At 74.9% G+C, this 15,542-nt stretch carries 15 protein-coding genes; 4 read left to right on the top strand and 11 right to left on the bottom strand.

The annotated features are described in order from the left end of the window. Positions 1-29: 29 nt before the first annotated feature. From CLV34_RS09740 to CLV34_RS09730, 3 genes are read right to left on the bottom strand one after another with little or no spacing between them, the layout of a single operon-like run. The gene (locus CLV34_RS09740; RefSeq protein ID WP_245859155.1) at positions 30-1,328 is read right to left on the bottom strand and encodes a deoxyguanosinetriphosphate triphosphohydrolase; all 1,299 of its coding nucleotides are present in this window, start codon (positions 1,326-1,328) and stop codon (positions 30-32) included. Positions 1,329-1,338: 10 nt separating this feature from the next. Next, positions 1,339-2,220, bottom strand: coding sequence for a carbohydrate kinase family protein (locus tag CLV34_RS09735; protein WP_100350286.1), 882 nt, complete (start codon positions 2,218-2,220; stop codon positions 1,339-1,341). Beyond that, positions 2,217-2,582 carry an early set domain-containing protein gene (locus CLV34_RS09730; RefSeq protein ID WP_100350092.1) on the bottom strand — a complete coding sequence of 122 codons (366 nt, stop codon included), beginning with the start codon at positions 2,580-2,582 and terminating at the stop codon, positions 2,217-2,219. The genes CLV34_RS09735 and CLV34_RS09730 overlap by 4 nt, the downstream gene beginning before the upstream one ends. Before the next feature lie 138 nt (positions 2,583-2,720). Between CLV34_RS09730 and CLV34_RS09725 the strand changes: the two genes are divergently transcribed. After that, positions 2,721-4,493: a glycoside hydrolase family 13 protein gene (locus tag CLV34_RS09725; RefSeq protein ID WP_100350091.1), complete on the top strand. Its 1,773-nt coding sequence runs from the start codon at positions 2,721-2,723 to the stop codon at positions 4,491-4,493. Between the two features lie 29 nt (positions 4,494-4,522). Beyond that, entirely contained in the window at positions 4,523-5,287 is a 765-nt protein-coding gene (locus CLV34_RS09720; protein WP_100350090.1) for an SDR family NAD(P)-dependent oxidoreductase, read from the top strand. On the opposite strand, the gene CLV34_RS17330 is transcribed toward CLV34_RS09720, so the two are convergent. Further along, positions 5,221-5,430, bottom strand: a complete 210-nt coding sequence (locus tag CLV34_RS17330; protein ID WP_157803786.1) for a PHP-associated domain-containing protein — start codon at positions 5,428-5,430, stop codon at positions 5,221-5,223. The two genes, CLV34_RS09720 and CLV34_RS17330, sit on opposite strands and share 67 nt — an antisense overlap. Here CLV34_RS17330 and CLV34_RS09715 point away from each other — a divergent pair. Then, positions 5,415-5,936, top strand: coding sequence for a hypothetical protein (locus CLV34_RS09715; protein ID WP_100350089.1), 522 nt, complete (start codon positions 5,415-5,417; stop codon positions 5,934-5,936). The two genes, CLV34_RS17330 and CLV34_RS09715, sit on opposite strands and share 16 nt — an antisense overlap. Before the next feature lie 29 nt (positions 5,937-5,965). Here CLV34_RS09715 and CLV34_RS09710 read toward each other — a convergent pair whose 3' ends face one another. After that, positions 5,966-6,301, bottom strand: coding sequence for a pyridoxamine 5'-phosphate oxidase family protein (locus tag CLV34_RS09710; protein WP_100350088.1), 336 nt, complete (start codon positions 6,299-6,301; stop codon positions 5,966-5,968). Next, on the bottom strand, positions 6,298-7,506 hold the full coding sequence (gene dusB / locus CLV34_RS09705) for a tRNA dihydrouridine synthase DusB (RefSeq protein ID WP_100350087.1): 1,209 nt from the start codon (positions 7,504-7,506) through the stop codon (positions 6,298-6,300). The genes CLV34_RS09710 and dusB overlap by 4 nt, the downstream gene beginning before the upstream one ends. Before the next feature lie 151 nt (positions 7,507-7,657). Between dusB and CLV34_RS09700 the strand changes: the two genes are divergently transcribed. Further along, entirely contained in the window at positions 7,658-8,311 is a 654-nt protein-coding gene (locus tag CLV34_RS09700; protein WP_157803785.1) for a hypothetical protein, read from the top strand. 44 nt (positions 8,312-8,355) lie between these two features. On the opposite strand, the gene CLV34_RS09695 is transcribed toward CLV34_RS09700, so the two are convergent. From CLV34_RS09695 to CLV34_RS09675, 5 genes are all read right to left on the bottom strand, one after another. Further along, positions 8,356-8,967, bottom strand: coding sequence for a response regulator transcription factor (locus CLV34_RS09695; protein ID WP_100350285.1), 612 nt, complete (start codon positions 8,965-8,967; stop codon positions 8,356-8,358). A gap of 2 nt (positions 8,968-8,969) precedes the next feature. Then, positions 8,970-10,256, bottom strand: a complete 1,287-nt coding sequence (locus tag CLV34_RS09690) for a sensor histidine kinase (RefSeq protein ID WP_157803784.1) — start codon at positions 10,254-10,256, stop codon at positions 8,970-8,972. Between the two features lie 50 nt (positions 10,257-10,306). Next, entirely contained in the window at positions 10,307-11,089 is a 783-nt protein-coding gene (locus tag CLV34_RS09685) for an ABC transporter permease (protein WP_100350084.1), read from the bottom strand. Then, positions 11,086-12,096 (bottom strand): ABC transporter ATP-binding protein, encoded by a 1,011-nt coding sequence (locus CLV34_RS09680; RefSeq protein ID WP_100350083.1) that lies wholly within the window; start codon positions 12,094-12,096, stop codon positions 11,086-11,088. The genes CLV34_RS09685 and CLV34_RS09680 overlap by 4 nt, the downstream gene beginning before the upstream one ends. 76 nt (positions 12,097-12,172) lie before the next feature. Then, positions 12,173-15,427 carry a patatin-like protein gene (locus CLV34_RS09675; protein ID WP_100350082.1) on the bottom strand — a complete coding sequence of 1,085 codons (3,255 nt, stop codon included), beginning with the start codon at positions 15,425-15,427 and terminating at the stop codon, positions 12,173-12,175. Positions 15,428-15,542 lie beyond the last annotated feature (115 nt).

Here is a 15,542-nt window from a genome sequence, read left to right as displayed (position 1 = left end):
CCGACGATCCTACGTCGGCTGCGGCCGGGTCAGTCGCCCGGGCGCACCAGGCGGGCGTGGAGCTGGAGCGCCGACAGGTCGGTGAGCGCGGCGACCTGGTCCACCACGACGCGCAGACGCGCGGCGTCGTCGGGTGCCTCGCGGAAGTCCGCGGCGAACGTGGGCTCGAGGACGTCGGGCCCGCGCTCGAGCAGCACGCCCGCGAGGTCGGCGACGACCTGCCGCTGACGGAGGTAGAGCGGCTCCTGCTCGCGCGGCGCCATGACGTACGCGACCGCGACGCCCTTGAGCACGAGGATCTCCGCGAGGGTCTCGTCGGGCACCACGAGCCGCGCCGCGTAGCGCGTGAGCCGGCCCTCGCCGAACCGTGCCCGCGTGGCCTCCTGGGCGGACCGACTGAACCGGCCGATGAGCTGGCTGGTGGCGTCCTTGAGGGTCGCGAGGGCGCGGCGCGACCCGTCGAACCCCGTGACCATGTCGCCCGTCGTCTGGAGCCGGTCGAGCGCCGCGACGAGCTCTTCAGCGTCGAACCGGGTGCCGTACCAGGCGTGGACGGCCCCGACGACGCGCTCGCGGGCCTCGGCGTCCGTCAGGACGGCCAGGTCGATACGGCTTCCCACGACGGCGTCCTCGACGTCGTGCACCGAGTACGCGATGTCGTCGGCGAGGTCCATGACGTCGGCCTCGATGCACCGCTCGTGCGGGCTCGACACGGGCGAGCCCGTGCGCAGCCACCCGTACACGGGCCGGTCGTCCTCGTAGACGCCGAACTTGGGGGTCGGGCGCCCGTCCGGGCGCAGCGGACCCTCGCCCGCGCCCCACGGGTACTTGGTCGCGGCGTCCAGGCTCGCGCGCGTCAGGTTGAGCCCGACGGACCGGCCGGCGTCGTCGACCTTCTTGGGCTCGAGCCGCGTCAGGAGGCGCAAGGTCTGCGCGTTGCCCTCGAACCCGCCGATCCCTTCGGCGACCTCGGCGAGCGCCCGCTCGCCGTTGTGCCCGAACGGAGGGTGGCCGAGGTCGTGCGCCAGGCACGCGGTGTCGACGACGTCGGGGTCGCACCCGAGCGCCTTGCCGAGCTCGCGGCCCACCTGGGCGACCTCGAGGCTGTGCGTCAGGCGCGTGCGGACGAAGTCGTCCGTGCCGGGCCCGAGCACCTGCGTCTTCGCGCCGAGCCGGCGCAGCGCCGACGAGTGGACGAGACGGGCCCGGTCGCGCTCGAACGCCGACCGGGCGCTCGACTTGGGCGGCTCGGGGAACCAGCGTTCCTGGGCCGCCTCGTCGTAGCCGGCGACCGGGGCACCCGCGGAGGGCCGGATGACGGTGCTCACACCGCACACCCTAGGGGTGCGGCGGACCGCACGGGACGAGATCGGGTGAGGCGACGACGCGCGCGGCGTGCTGCGCCGCGGCCGCGAGCGCCTGCTCGAGCGTGGCCCCGGCGAGCTCGGCGTCCACGAGGCCCGCCACGAAGCCGTCGCCGGCACCGTTCGTGTCGACCACGCGCTCGACGGGCACCGCGGGCACGTCGACCCAGCCGTCCGTGCTGAGCGCCGTCGCGCCCGCGGCCCCGTGGGTGCACACGACGAGCCGGGCGCCTCCGTCCAGGGCGCGGCGCATGACGTCGCGCGGGTCGGCGAGCCGGTCGGAGCTCAGCACGAGGACGTCGGCGGCGTCGACCCACGGACGGTGGAACGCGGACGCACCGTCCCAGTCGTGCACGTCGCACCACACCGGCACCCCGCGCTCCGCCGCCGCGTCCAGCACGTGGCGCGCATGAGGTGCGAGGTCCACCAGCACCGCCCGCGCCGTGTCGAGCGCGCGCAGCGTCCGTTCCCAGCCCGGCCCCTCCGGCCGCACGTCACGCGGCGCGTGCGCGTAGACCGACAGCCGGCCCCCGTCGTCCGCCATGAGGTTCACGTGGTGCTCGGTGCGACCGTCCGGGTCGGGCTCGATCACGGTCGCGACACCCGCCTTCGTGAGCGCAGCGGCGACGCGGGCGCCGTCGTCGTCGTCGCCGAGCACGGTCCGCAGCAGCACCGACCGCCCGAGCGCAGCGAGGTTGAGCGCCTTGCCCGCCGAGGTCCCACCGACCGTGCGGCGGGTGCGGTGCGCCGCAACCGTGTGCGGCCTCGGGTCGGGCAGGACGTCGACGTACAGGAGCTCGTTCCACGCTGCCGGGCCGACGACGAGCACCTCGGCCGAGGGATCAGGGCCGGTCACGCGAGCCGCCACACGTGCCGCGGGACCGTCGCCGGGCAGTCGCGGGTCGCGGTGCCGCGCGCGGGGTCGCCGAGGAAGAACCGGTACGACGTCACGGGGTTGTGGACGGGCACCTCCGCGACGAACCACGACTCGTCGGCGGTCGTCCGGTCGGGCCGCACCGGGAGGACACGGGGGTCGCCGTCCTGCACGACGCGCACGCGGACCTCGGCGGGGACGGGGGCGTCCGGTGTGCGCGGGACACGCAGCCGCACGGGGACGACGTCCCCGAGGCGCGGGACGCCCGGGGGCACGTAGGTGGCCGAGCCGTCGTGGTGCGGCAGGGACTGCAGGACGTGGGTACGTCCCGGGCTCAGGTGCATCGTCGCTCTCCTGGCGGTCTCTCGTGCTGTGCGGTCTCGTGCTGTCGTGTCACGGCAAGAAGTTGTGCAAAGATACCGCAACGTACATCCGGCGTGGCCGGACCTCCCCTCACCCCACCGCGAGGACACGACGCTCCGATGACGCAGATCGATTCGACACCTAGTGCCACCGCGACCGGAACCGGCATCTCCCGCGTGGTGCACGCCGGGTCCGCGGACGCCGACCAGTGGTGGCGTCAGGCCGTCATCTACCAGGTCTACCCCCGGTCGTTCGCCGACTCCGACGGCGACGGGATCGGCGACCTGCCCGGCGTGACCGCCCACCTCGACCACCTCGTCGAGCTCGGCGTCGACGCCCTGTGGCTCTCGCCCTTCTACCGGTCCCCGCAGCGCGACGCCGGCTACGACGTCGCCGACTACCGCGACGTCGACCCTCTGTTCGGCACGCTCGCCGACTTCGACGAGCTGCTCGCCGCGGCCCACGCGCGCGGCGTGCGGATCGTCGTCGACCTCGTGCCCAACCACACGTCCAACGAGCACGTCTGGTTCCAGGAGGCGCTCGCGGCCCCCGAGGGCTCGCCGGCCCGCGCCCGCTACCTGTTCCGGGACGGCCGCGGCGAGTCCGGCGAGCTGCCGCCCAACAACTGGCAGTCGATCTTCGGCGGCGACGCCTGGACCCGGACCACCCGCCCCGACGGCACGCCCGGCCAGTGGTACCTGCACCTGTTCGACACCACCCAGCCCGACCTCGACTGGACCAACCCCGAGGTCCGCGACGAGTTCGAGGCCGTCCTGCGGTTCTGGCTCGACCGGGGCGTCGACGGCTTCCGCGTCGACGTCGCGCACGGCATGGTCAAGGCGGACGGCCTGCCTGACTGGGACGGCCACGTGAGCATGGTCGAGGGCTCGGACGCGTCGGGCGCCGACGGCGCCACCGACCAGGGCAGCACCGGCACCGGCAACTCCGGTCCCATGTTCGACCAGGACGGCGTGCACGAGATCTACCGCGCCTGGCGCCGCGTCCTCGACGAGTACCCCGGCGACCGCGCGATGGTCGCCGAGGCGTGGGTCGAGCCGCTCTCCCGCCTCGCCCGCTACGTCCGGCCCGACGAGATGCACCAGGCGTTCAACTTCTCGTTCCTGTGCACCGCGTGGGATGCGGCGCGCCTCCGCGCCGTGGTCGAGGCCTCGTTCGCCGCGAACGACGCGGTCGGCGCCCCGAGCACCTGGGTGCTGTCCAACCACGACGTCGTGCGCCACGCGACCCGGCTCGGCCTCGACTCCCCCGACGCGCGACCCAACGGGATCTTCGCGCACGACCCGCAGCCCGACGTCGTCCTCGGCCTGCGCCGCGCCCGCGCCGCGACCCTGCTCATGCTCGGCCTGCCCGGCTCCGCATACGTGTACCAGGGTGAGGAGCTCGGGCTGCCCGAGCACACGGCCCTCGACGCCGACGTGCGCCAGGACCCCGCGTTCTTCCGCACCCAGGGCGCCGAGGCCGGCCGTGACGGCTGCCGCGTCCCCCTCCCGTGGGTGGCCGACGCCCCCGGGTTCGGCTTCGGACCGACCGGCGAGACCTGGCTCCCCCAGCCCGACGCGTACCGCGACCACGCGGCCGACGTCGAGCGCCGCACGCCCGGGTCGACGTTCGACCTCTACCGGACCGCGCTGCGCGTGCGCCGTGCGGAGCGTCTCGGCACCGGGACGCTCGCCTGGACCGAGCCGTTCGCGCAGGACCCGCAGGTCGTCGCGTTCCGCAACCGCGACGTCCTCGTCGTCACCAACCTCGGCGACGCGCTCGTCGCGCTGCCGCGCAGCGTCGAGGTGCTCGCCGCGTCCGGACCGCTCGACCGCGGCCCCTACGGCGAGACGTCGGTGCCGTCCGACACGACGGTGTGGGTGCGCGCCTGACCCTCCGCGCCGCTGGATAGGCTGACGCCATGGCTGCGGATGCTTCGACCAGACCGGTCACGATCGTCACGGGCGCGAGCCGGGGCATCGGCGAGGCGATCGCCGTGCGACTCGCCGCGGCGGGCCACGACCTCGTGCTCACGTACCGCGTGCGGCACGACGAGGCTCTCGACGTGCGGCGCCGGTGCGAGGCGTCCGGTGGCCGCGTGCTGCTGCTGCAGATCGACATGGACGACCTGGACGCCGCTGCCACGCTCGTCCCCACGGCTGTCGCCGCGTTCGGTACGGTCACCGGCCTCGTGAACAACGCCGGCATCACGCCCCGCATCGGCCCGTTCCTCGACGCCCCGGTCGACGAGACCGAGCGGCTGTTCCGCGTCAACGTGCTCGCCCCGACGCTGATCACGCAGGCGGCGATCGCGCACATGTCGACCGCGCTCGGTGGCGCCGGCGGCAGCATCGTGAACATCTCCTCGGGGGCGGCGACGAGCGGCTCACCGCACACCTACGTCACGTACGCCATGAGCAAGGCGGCGCTCCACGCGCTCACGATCGGCGCGTCGAAGGAGTTCGCGGCCGAGGGCGTGCGGGTCAACACCGTGTCCCCCGGCACGACCCGGACCGAGATCCACGCCGCCGGCGGGCGCCCGGACGCCCCCGAGGAGCGGGCACCGAACATCCCGATGCGGCGCGCGGGCGAGGTGCACGAGATCGCGGGCGCGGTGCTCTACCTGCTCTCCGACGACGCGTCGTACACCACGGGCGCCGACATCCGGATCACCGGGGGCAGCTGAGTCAGGCTCGCGACGTCCGTACCCCGGCGCGACCTCGCGTACGCACGCCCCACCGTTCGGCGGGCGTGTCCGTCGCTGCCGCCTACGCTCGGATGACCGGACGAGAGCGACCGACGGAGGCAGACCCGTGACGAACAGACCACGACGTACCCGACTCACCGCCGTCCTCGGCAGCGTCGCGCTCGCCGTCGCCGCCGTGGCCGCGACGGCACCCGCTGCCCACGCCGAGGACTTCAGCGCGCCGACCCGGACCTTCTCCACGACCGGCATGAAGGCCAGCATCACGGTGACGTTCCACTCGAAGAAGAGCTTCACCTACAAGGTGAACTGGATCGAGGACCTCTGCCCCGCCGACGGCGAGGGCGTGTACGTCGCGTCGGTGGACTGGGCGCACGCCGTCAAGCACTCCGACGGCAGCTGGAACTGGGCGCGCAGCGGCGGCTGGATCGACGGCAGCGAGGCGGACAAGAACGGCTGCGGGAACGGCCGATCCACCGGCTTCCCTGCCCGGACCTACAAGGACAGCCCGCACGCGACGACCCCGGGGATCTCGATCACCGTGTGCCGGCACGACGGGCCGCCCTTCGGGATCCAGGGCGTCTGCGTCACGAAGTTCTGGGACAACCCGTACATCAAGGGAATCGGCTGAGAGGTTCCCGCCGAGCGGGATCGCGGTCGTCAGCGGCCGGGCGAGACCGCGTCGCGCACGGTCGGCGGGGTCGTCCGGGTGCCGTAGAGCCGCGCCCAGCGCGGCCGCACGACGCCGACGACGAGCGCGACCCGTGGCTCCGCACGAAGGTTCGTCACCTTCCGCGCGTCGGCCAGGCTGTCCAGGACGAGCTCGCCGTCGTCGGTGACCGCGACGTCGAGCAGCGCCGCCTGCGGCGACCCGTCCACCGCGACCGTGGTGAGGACGGCCCGCGGGTTGGCGCGCACGAACCCGACCAGATCCAGCGGCTCCTCGCCTGCGACGGCGTCCCCGTGCCCGTCGCGGGGCGCCTGAGCCGCGGTCATCCGCCCGAGACGCTCAGCTCGGCCTCGACCAGCTGCTGCCGGTGCTCGTCCGTCAGCTCGCGCGAGTCGAGCCAGCCGTAGGGGACGTGCGCGGCCTTGGGCGAGCCGGCGCGACCGCGCGGACCTTCGACGCCCTGCTCCGGGTACGGCTGGTCGAGGTCGAGCACGTCGAGGCGCTCGCGCAGCTCGGCCAGCGTGGACACGAGCGCCAGCGCACGACGCGAGTCGCCGCCCACGGGGTAGCCCTTGAGGTACCAGGCCATGTGCTTGCGCAGGTCGCGCATGCCCTTGCCCTCGTCCTGCCAGTACTCGACCTGCAGCTCGCCGTGCCGGTAGATCGTCTCCGCGACCTCCCGCAGACCGGGGCGCACCCGGACGTCCGAGCCGGCGAACGCGGCGGCCAGGTCGGCGAACAGCCACGGCCGCCCCTGGCAGCCACGCCCGACGACGACACCGTCCGCGCCCGTCTCGCGCACCATGCGGACCGCGTCCTCGGCGGACCAGATGTCGCCGTTACCCAGCACCGGGATGTCGGTGACCGTCTGCTTGAGCGCGGTGATGGCCGTCCAGTCCGCGGTGCCGGAGTAGTGCTGCTCGACCGTGCGGGCGTGCAGCGCGATCGCTGCCGCGCCCTCGCGCTGAGCGATGAGACCGGCGTCCAGGTACGTCAGGTGCTCGTCGTCGATGCCCTTGCGGGTCTTGACCGTCACGGGGACGCCGTGCGGGCCGGCCGCCTCGACGGCCGACGCGACGATGCGCGTGAACAGCTCCTTCTTCCACGGCAGGACGCCCCCTCCGCCGCGCTTGGTGACCTTCGGGACCGGGCAGCCGAAGTTCAGGTCGACGTGGTCCGCCAGCCCCTCCGCCGCGAGGATCCGGACGGCCTCGCCGACCGTCGCCGGGTCGACCCCGTACACCTGGGCCGAGCGCGGGCTCTCGCCCTCGTCGAACGTGACGATCCGCAGCGTCTCCGCGTGCCGCTCGACCAGAGCGCGGCTCGTCACCATCTCCGCGACGTACAGGCCCGCGCCGTGCTCGCGGCACAGGGTGCGGAACGCCTTGTTGGTCACCCCGGCCATAGGGGCCAGGACGACCGGCGTGTCGATCGTGTGCGGGCCGATCTGCAGGGGCGGGAGCACGCGCTCGCCGGTCGCCGGAGCAGCGGCGACCTCGGACGCGCGTGCGGGAGCGTCGGAGAGGGTCATGCCTCCATTGTCCCCCGCGTCGGCAGGACACCGGCACGGGAGCGACAGGGACGGTGGCCAGGCGCCCGGTACGCGGTAGCCTCGCACGGTACGTCCGGCTCAGGACGCCGGGCGGGACGCATCAGCGCACCACTCGACGAGGAGAGATCGCATGACTGTGCCCGGCACGCCCGAGCAGCCCCGCCAGCCCGACCCGCAGCAGCCGCAGCAGCCGAACCCCTACGACCCCCAGGCGGCGCCGCAGGCTCCGCAGGACGGCCCCCCCGCGGCACCCCAGTACGGCCAGCCCGGCCCGGCACCGTACGGTGGCATGCCGACCGCGCCGCAGTACGCCGCGACTCCTGCCGGCCCTCCCGTGGCGGCACCCCCCAGCATCACGCTGGCCGTGCGTCTCATGTTCGTGGGCGCCGCGCTGTCGCTCGTCGGCATCATCCTGGCCTGGGCGACGAAGGACGCGCTGCGCGACCAGCTCCGCGACGCCTCGTCGTCCTCCTCGCTCACGCCGAGCGAGCTCGACACCCTGCTCAACGTGTCGCTCGCGGTCGCGACCGTCGTGGGCCTCATCGGCGTGGGGCTCTGGATCTGGATGGCGCTGGCCAACGGCGCCGGGAAGAGCTGGGCGCGCATCGTCTCGACCGTCCTCGGCGCGCTGAGCGTCGTGACCACGCTCGTGAACCTCACCCGCGAGTCGGGCGCGTCGATGGCTCTCAGCGTCGTGTCGATCGCGCTCGCCGTCGTGATCCTCGTGCTGCTGTGGCGCCGCGAGTCGTCCGAGTTCTACGCGGCACGCTCCGCCAAGCTCTGACCGCCGCGGAGGACGTCCGGAGCCCGGTGCCGGGCACGAGCGGGCTACAGCCAGCCGTTGTCCTGCGCGATCCGGACGGCCTCCGCGCGCGTGCGGGCGCCGGTCTTGCCGATGACGGACGACAGGTAGTTGCGCACCGTCCCCTCGGACAGGAACGCGGCGCGGGCGACCTCGGCGACGGTCGCGCCGGTCGCCGCGTGCCGCAGCACGTCGCGTTCGCGCTCGGTGAGCGGGCTCTCCCCCACGGTGAGCGACTCGACCGCGAGCTGCGGGTCCACGACCCGCAGCCCCGCGTGGACGCGGCGCACGGCATCCGCGAGCTGCTCGGCGGGCGTGTCCTTGACGACGAACCCGCTCGCCCCCGCGTCCAGCGCGCGGCGCAGGTAGCCCGGGCGCCCGAACGTCGTGACGATGAGCGACCGGCACGACGGGTAGCCCGCGGCGAGCGCGGCCGCGGCGGAGATGCCGTCCAGGCCCGGCATCTCGACGTCGAGCAGCGCGACCTGCGCCGCGGACGCACGGGCGGCCGCCACCACCTCGTCCCCGGCGCCGACCTGCGCGACGACCTCCAGGTCGTCCTCGAGGTCGAGGAGCGCGGCGAGCGCCCCGCGGACGAGGGCCTGGTCGTCGGCGAGGAGCAGGCGGATGGTCGTCAGGGTCACCGGGCGATCCTCGCACCCGGCGCGACGACGGCGAGCCGGAAGCCGCCCAGCGAGCCCGGGCCGGTCTCGAGCCGCGCGCCGACCGCCTCGGCCCGCTCCCTCAGCCCGGCGAGCCCGTGGCCGGGCAGCTCGTCGCCGAGGACCGCGGACCCGTGGACGTCGTCCGTCGCACCCCCGACCGGGTCGCCTGCCCCCGGGCAGGGGGGCGCGCCGCGGCCGTCGTCCTCGACGACGACGCGGTCGGGCGCGAGCGTCACGACGACGGTGCGCGCCGCGGCGTGCCGCAGGACGTTCGTGGTGCCCTCCCGGACCGTCCACGCGAAGAGCTCGCGCAGGTCCTCCGGCACGGCGTCGACGGCACCGGGCAGGCGGGCGTCGATCCCGCCCGCGTCGAGGGCCCGGCGCGCCGCGGCGAGCTCTCCGGCGAGCGTCAGGTGCCGCGTCGCGGTCACCATGCCTCGGACGTCGGCGAGCGCCGACCGGGCCAGCCCCTGGATGTCGGCGAGCTCGGCGGCGGCGCGCGCGGGGTCGACCGTGACGAGCCGCGCGGCCAGCTCGGACTTCACCGAGATGACGGTCAGGGAGTGCCCGAGGACGTCGTGCATGTCGCGGGCGATGCGTTCGCGCTCGCGCGACACGGCGAGCGTCGCGACCTCCTCCTGCGCGAGCTGGAGCTGGCGGTTGCGCTGCACGAGCTGGCTGAACCCGAACGTGGCGAGGGTCGCGAGGAACAGGGCCGCGATGGTGCCGTCCTCGGGCTCCCACCCTCTGACCACGCGCGGCAGGACGGCGCACACGACGGCGAGCGCGACGGTCACGACGAGCACCCGGGCCGAGCGCGTGATGTACACGACGGTGACGCTCACGAACACGAGCCCGATCAGCCCGTGCTGCTGGGCGCCGAGGCAGGCGAGCACGACGCCCACCACCTCGACACCGAGGACGCCGACCATCGGTGCGCGACGCGGGTCGCCGGTGCGGAACAGGTAGACGGACGCGGCGAACCCGGCGGCTGTCAGGAGGACGCCGACGACGCCGGCCCAACGGAGCACGGGGTCGTCGTCGCCCCAGGCCGCGGCGAGCGGCTCCGACAGGAAGACGACCCAGACGATGCCGAACAGCGGCCCGATGATCTTCCAGGCCCGGGTGCGACGGGCCGCGACCTGCTCGGGCGTGAGCCGCTCGTCCGGCGGCGCGGCGGCAGGAGGGGGCACCCGCCGCCCGACGGGCGACGTGTCGGTCGGCACGGGCGGCACGTCCTGCCGGGGTCCGGGGGCGCTCACCTGCCCCACGCTAGCCGTGGGGAACGCGGACAGCGGGGTGGCGCGGCGGCTCACACGCGGGCCGTGTCCTTGCGGTACCGCCAGGCGGCGCCGAGCGAGAACACCGCGGCCCAGGCGACCACGTTGACGACCGCGACCCAGGAGAACCCGTCGCCGAGCGGCGCGCGGGTGAGCTCGGCGAGCCCGTACGTCGGGGTCGCCTTGGCGACGTCCGCGAACCAGTTGTCGCCGAGCGGGACGAACAGGCCGCCCGCGAACGACAGGAGTGCGAGGACCGGACCGAGGATCTGCATGACGTTCTCCGCAGGCAGCAGGTAGCCCATGAAGAGACCGAACGCGGCGAACACGATCGACCCGGCCCACGCGATGAGCGCGCACGACACCCAGGCGGTGAACGGCATCGAGGCACCGCCCGTCACGAGACCGACGAGCATGGTGACGGCGACCGAGACCGCACCGAGCGTCATCGCCGCCGCGAGCTTCGTCGCGACGTAGACGGCCGGGCGCAGCGGCGTGAGCCGGAGCTGGCGCGTCCAGCCCTGCGCGCGCTCGACCGACACGCTCGCACCGCCCGCGGTCGCGGTGAGCAGGGCGCCGTACAGCGCCATCGACACGAGGATCCAGGCGGTCACGTTGCCGTTGCCCGCGTCCTCGGTCTTGTACTCGCTGTTCATCCCGAAGATGAGGAAGAACACGGGCGGCATGACGAGCGAGAAGATCACGGTGCGCCGGTTGCGGACCAGGCGACGCAGCTCGAGCCGCAGATAGGTGGCGTTCAGGCCGCCCGTCGTCCGGGCGGCCGTCAGGGCTGTCGGCGGGGTGCTCGTGGTCATCGGTCTGCTCCGTCCAGTGCGGGCGCGGTCTGGTGCGACGCGGCGGACGCGTGCGGCCCGTCGCCGGTGAGGGCGACGAACGCCTCCTCGAGGTTCTCCGCGGTGACCTCCAGGTCGTGCGCGGACGTGCCCGTCAGCAGGTACCGGGCGACGGCGTCTGAGTCGGCGCCGCGCACCACGAGTCGCAGCCCGCGGGTGTCGACCTGCTCGACGCCGGGCAGCGCCCGGACGGCGTCCGCCGCCGCTCCGAGGTGAGTGGCGTCGGGGAACGCGGCCGTGACCGTCCGGCCCGACGCGAGCTTCTTGATCTCGGCGGCGCTGCCGTCCGCGACCACGCGCCCGTGGGCGACGAGGACGATCCGGTCCGCGTACGCGTCGGCCTCCTCGAGGTAGTGCGTCGCGAAGACGACCGTCCGGCCGCGCGCCGCGTCCTCACGGATCGACGCCCAGAAGTCGCGGCGCCCCTCGACGTCCATGCCGGTGGTCGGCTCGTCGAGCAGCAGCAGGTCGGGCTCGGAGACGAGCGCCATCGCGAAGCGGAGGCGCTGCTGCTGACCGCCCGAGCACTTGCCGACCATGCGGCCCGCGATGTCCGCGATCCCGGCCCGCTCGAGGAACGGGTGCGGCTTCGCGTCCTTGCGGCCGAAGAGCGCGGCCGTGAGCTCGACGGTCTCGGCGACGGTGATGTCCCGCAGCAGGCCACCGGTCTGCATCACGGCGGCGACCCGACCGGCGGCGATCGCGTCGGCCGGGCTCTGGCCGAACACCTGGACCGTCCCGGCCGACGGCTCGGCGAGGCCCAGGACCATGTCGATGGTGGTCGTCTTGCCGGCGCCGTTGGGGCCGAGGAACGCGACCACCTCGCCGGGCATGATCGTGAGGTCGAGGCCGTCGACGGCCCGGACGGTCGCGCTCGGCGAGCCGAACGTCTTGTGCAGCCCGCGCAGCGCGAGGGCCGGTGTCCTCGGGAGCGCGCCGGGCACGGTGGCCGTGGTCGTCGTGTGCATGGCTCCAGCCTGACCCACCGCGCGCCGCCAGGGCAGGGGCCGCTGTCATGCGTCGGGCATGACATCTGTCATGCGGTCACGCCGTCGGTGCGGGCGGCACCGCCGGACCGCTCTTCGGCCGCCGGCTCCGGCCCGGCCCGAGAGTGCTGAGCAGGGCCGCGACCACGCACAGCACCACGAGGACGCCCGCCACGGCGGCCAGCGGGTGCCACCACGCGTCCGCGAGCCACTCGAGGACCCCTCCGCCGCGGTCTCCCACGAACCCGTGGTCCGCGGCGGTGCCGTCGCCGAACAGGAGGTCGCGCACCCACGGGACGGCGAGCGCCACGATCGCGGCGCCCAGCGTGACGGACACGAGCGCCCCGACGAGCCGCCGGCTCCACTGCCACGCGCCGACCGTCACGAGGTACGCGCCCGCGAGCGCGACGACGAGCATCGGCACGCCGACCACGTCGGACGTCACGGTCGTCAGCGCACCGCCCACGACCAGGAGCGCGAGCCCGACCAGCAGGACGGCCTTGACCGCCCCCCTCGTCGCTGCCGTGACGCGGTACCCGGCGAGCGCGACCGTCCGGGCGGTGGTCACGGCGGGTCGCGCCGGCCCGGGGATGCCGTGCACCGAGTCGACGGCGGCGACGGCCGTCGCGGCCGCCTTCGTCACCGTGCTGACCATGAGCGGCGTCCCCCGGTCGGACGCGAAGGTCTCGTCGGCGACCGGGCACTCGTCGAGCAGCGCGTCCAGGGACGCGCCGGGCACCCCGCCCGGGGCGGCGGCGCGCACCTTCTGCGCCCACGTGCGAGTCCGTCCGGGGCTCTTGTCGACGGCCGCGCCCTCAGGGGTGCCGAGGACCTCGTCCGCGAGCCGGGGCAGCTCGTCGGCGACGACCTCGTGCTGCCAGGCGCGGGCGAGCCACAACGACGTCGTCCCGAGGTGCTGCGGGCAGACGCCGCCCGGCTCGCCGACGTGGTCGAGGTACGCGAGCTCGTCCGCCACGTCGGCCGGGACGGTGCCCGTCCCGGCGAGCCGCGCGAGCTCGCCGGTCGCCCACGCGGCCGGGCTCGCACCGGTCCCGGCCGCTCCGGCGGCTGCCACGACCGCGAGCCGCGCCGGCGAGAGCAGCACGTGGACCAGCCACCCCGCACCGTCGAGCCGACCCCACATCCAGTCGTTCTGCCGCCACGACCGCTTGTAGAAGGCGCCGAAGTGGTGGAGCTGGAGCCCGGTGAGCTTGCGCGCGGCCGTCGAGCGGCTCGGCGCGAGGGCCGAGCGGGTGTCGGCGCTCACCTGGACCAGCCCGGCGCGCTGCAACGGACCGGCCTCGGGCGGCAGCAGCGCCAGCTCGGCGGCGACGAGGTCGAACAGCCGGACGGCGACGGTGTCCGCGTCGGACACGGCGTCCTGCGAGGCGTCGAGCGGCAGCGGGAGCGCCTCCCCGACGCCCGGGAAGCAGGTCGTCGGGACGAGCGACGGCGGGCGCAGACCCAGGGCGACGAGGTAGGTGGCGACCGCGTTGGTCGCGGTCGCGCCGGCCGCGAGGACGTCGGCGGCGTCGACGAGGACCGTCGCGAGACCCCGCCACGGCGCGGCGTCGACCGCGTCGGCCGCCTCCCACGCCCGCGCGACGGCCACGGCCACCTCGTCCAGCGAGGCGCCGCGCGAGCCCCCGACGACGGCGTCCTCGAGACAGGCCCGGACCAGGGTGAACGGGTCGACGCGATCCCGCGCGGACCGCGCGTCGGTCATCGCGGACGGGGCCCGCAGCATCGGCACCGCCTCGTGCACGTGCGCGAGGTGACCCGTCACGGCCGCGCGCGCGGCCTCGCCCGCCGGTCCGGGGGCTGCGGCGTCGTAGGCGTCCCGCAGGAGCTGCACGACGAGCGACTTCGCCTCGTCGAGGACGTCGCGCCCGGCCGCCGGGAGGTCTGTCACGGCCCGCGGCACCCCGGCGGCTCGCAGCGGTGCGGCGAGCGCGTCGCGCACCCCGCGACCCAGCAGCGCGGAGCCCGCTCCCCCGGTCCGCAGCGCGTCCTCCCACTGCGGCGGGATGCCGACCGGGTCGCGGGGCGTGGCGGGCGACCAGGTGCTGAGGATCCGCGTCGCCGCCGTCACGAGCGGGCGGGCGACCCGGTCGACCTCGCGCGCGACGAAGCCCTCGAACAGGTCGGCGTCGTCCGCGAAGAGGCGGCACGGCCACAGCCGGGCGACCGTGCGGGCCAGGGTGCGGCGCAGGTCGACACGGGCGGCGGCCTGGTCGTCGTGGTCCGCGACCGCGCGCAGCGACGCCGTGATCGACTGGCTCGTCACGGCCTCCACGTCGTGCATCAGGGCGCCCAGCAGGCCGTACGGGTCACCCGGGTCGTCGCTCGGCGCGGGCCGCAGCAGGTCGGGGGCCGGACCCGTCGTCGGGACGACGAACAGCATGATGCGGCGCACGCGACGCGACGCCCGGCGGTCGAAGACCCGCTGCAGCACGAGGTCGAGCGGCTGGTTGTCGAGCAGCCCCCCGTCGACCGCCCAGTGCCCGCGGGTGACGGCCGCGTACGGGAGCATCGCGGGCCGGGCCGGGACCTTCCCCTGCGCCGGCACGCCTCCGACCGCAGGCACGTACGACGGCTCGAACGCGCCCGGGAAGGCGGACGTGCTGCGGGCGGCGAGCGCGAGCGCGTCGGCCACTCCCGGGTCCGCAAGGTGGTCCTCGGTGAACGTGAGGACGCCGTGCCGGTCGGCGTCCTGGACGCTCGTGCCCATGTCGTCGACGAAGCGCGCCGACTCCGGGGTGAGCAGCGTCGTGGTGACGTACAGCGTCGTCGACGGTGTGCTCGTCGGCACGGGGGCCGCCGTCATGCCCCGCAGCAGGGCGACGAGGTGGGCATACACCGCGGCGTCCCCCGCCAGCAGGGACGGCACGTCGGCGTCGGCGGGGTCCCGCAGGAGGCCGAGCAGCGCGCCGAGGTCGAGCCAGGTGTCCCGCAGCGGGCCGAGGTCGCAGCCCCGCACGCGCGCGAGCGCCAGCAGCACGGCGTTGATGCCCCCCGCACTCGTGCCCGACAGCACGTCGGTGTCGACCACGACGTCGAGCAGGTCCAGCAGGCGCCCGTACAGGTCGCGCTCGCGGCGCTCTGCCGCCGTCAGGACGTCGGCGGTGGCCTGCACGTCAGCGGGCGCCGGTCCGGGAGCGCCGTCCCGCAGGCGGGACGCCTGCTGGACGAGGTCGAGCTCGCGCGCCACCCCGCCCATCCACACGGCGAGGCTCAGCCCACCGGTCAGGGTCGTCGCCAGGCGCACCTCCTCGGTGCCTGGGGTCGTCCTGCGCGGAACCCAGCTCGACATCGCGTCACCCGCTCCGGTGCGCCCGGCTGCCGCCGTGCTCGTGGGACCATCGTCCCGCCGTGCGCCGGACACCGCGCAAGCGGGCGGCGCCGAGTTCACCCGGGTGGAGTTCCGG

Source organism: Luteimicrobium subarcticum (assembly GCF_002798015.1).
In the GTDB taxonomy this organism is placed as follows: Bacteria; Actinomycetota; Actinomycetes; order Actinomycetales; family Cellulomonadaceae; genus Luteimicrobium; species Luteimicrobium subarcticum.
Note: the sequence above shows the minus strand (reverse complement) of the source record. Positions and strands in the feature narration are given on the sequence as shown.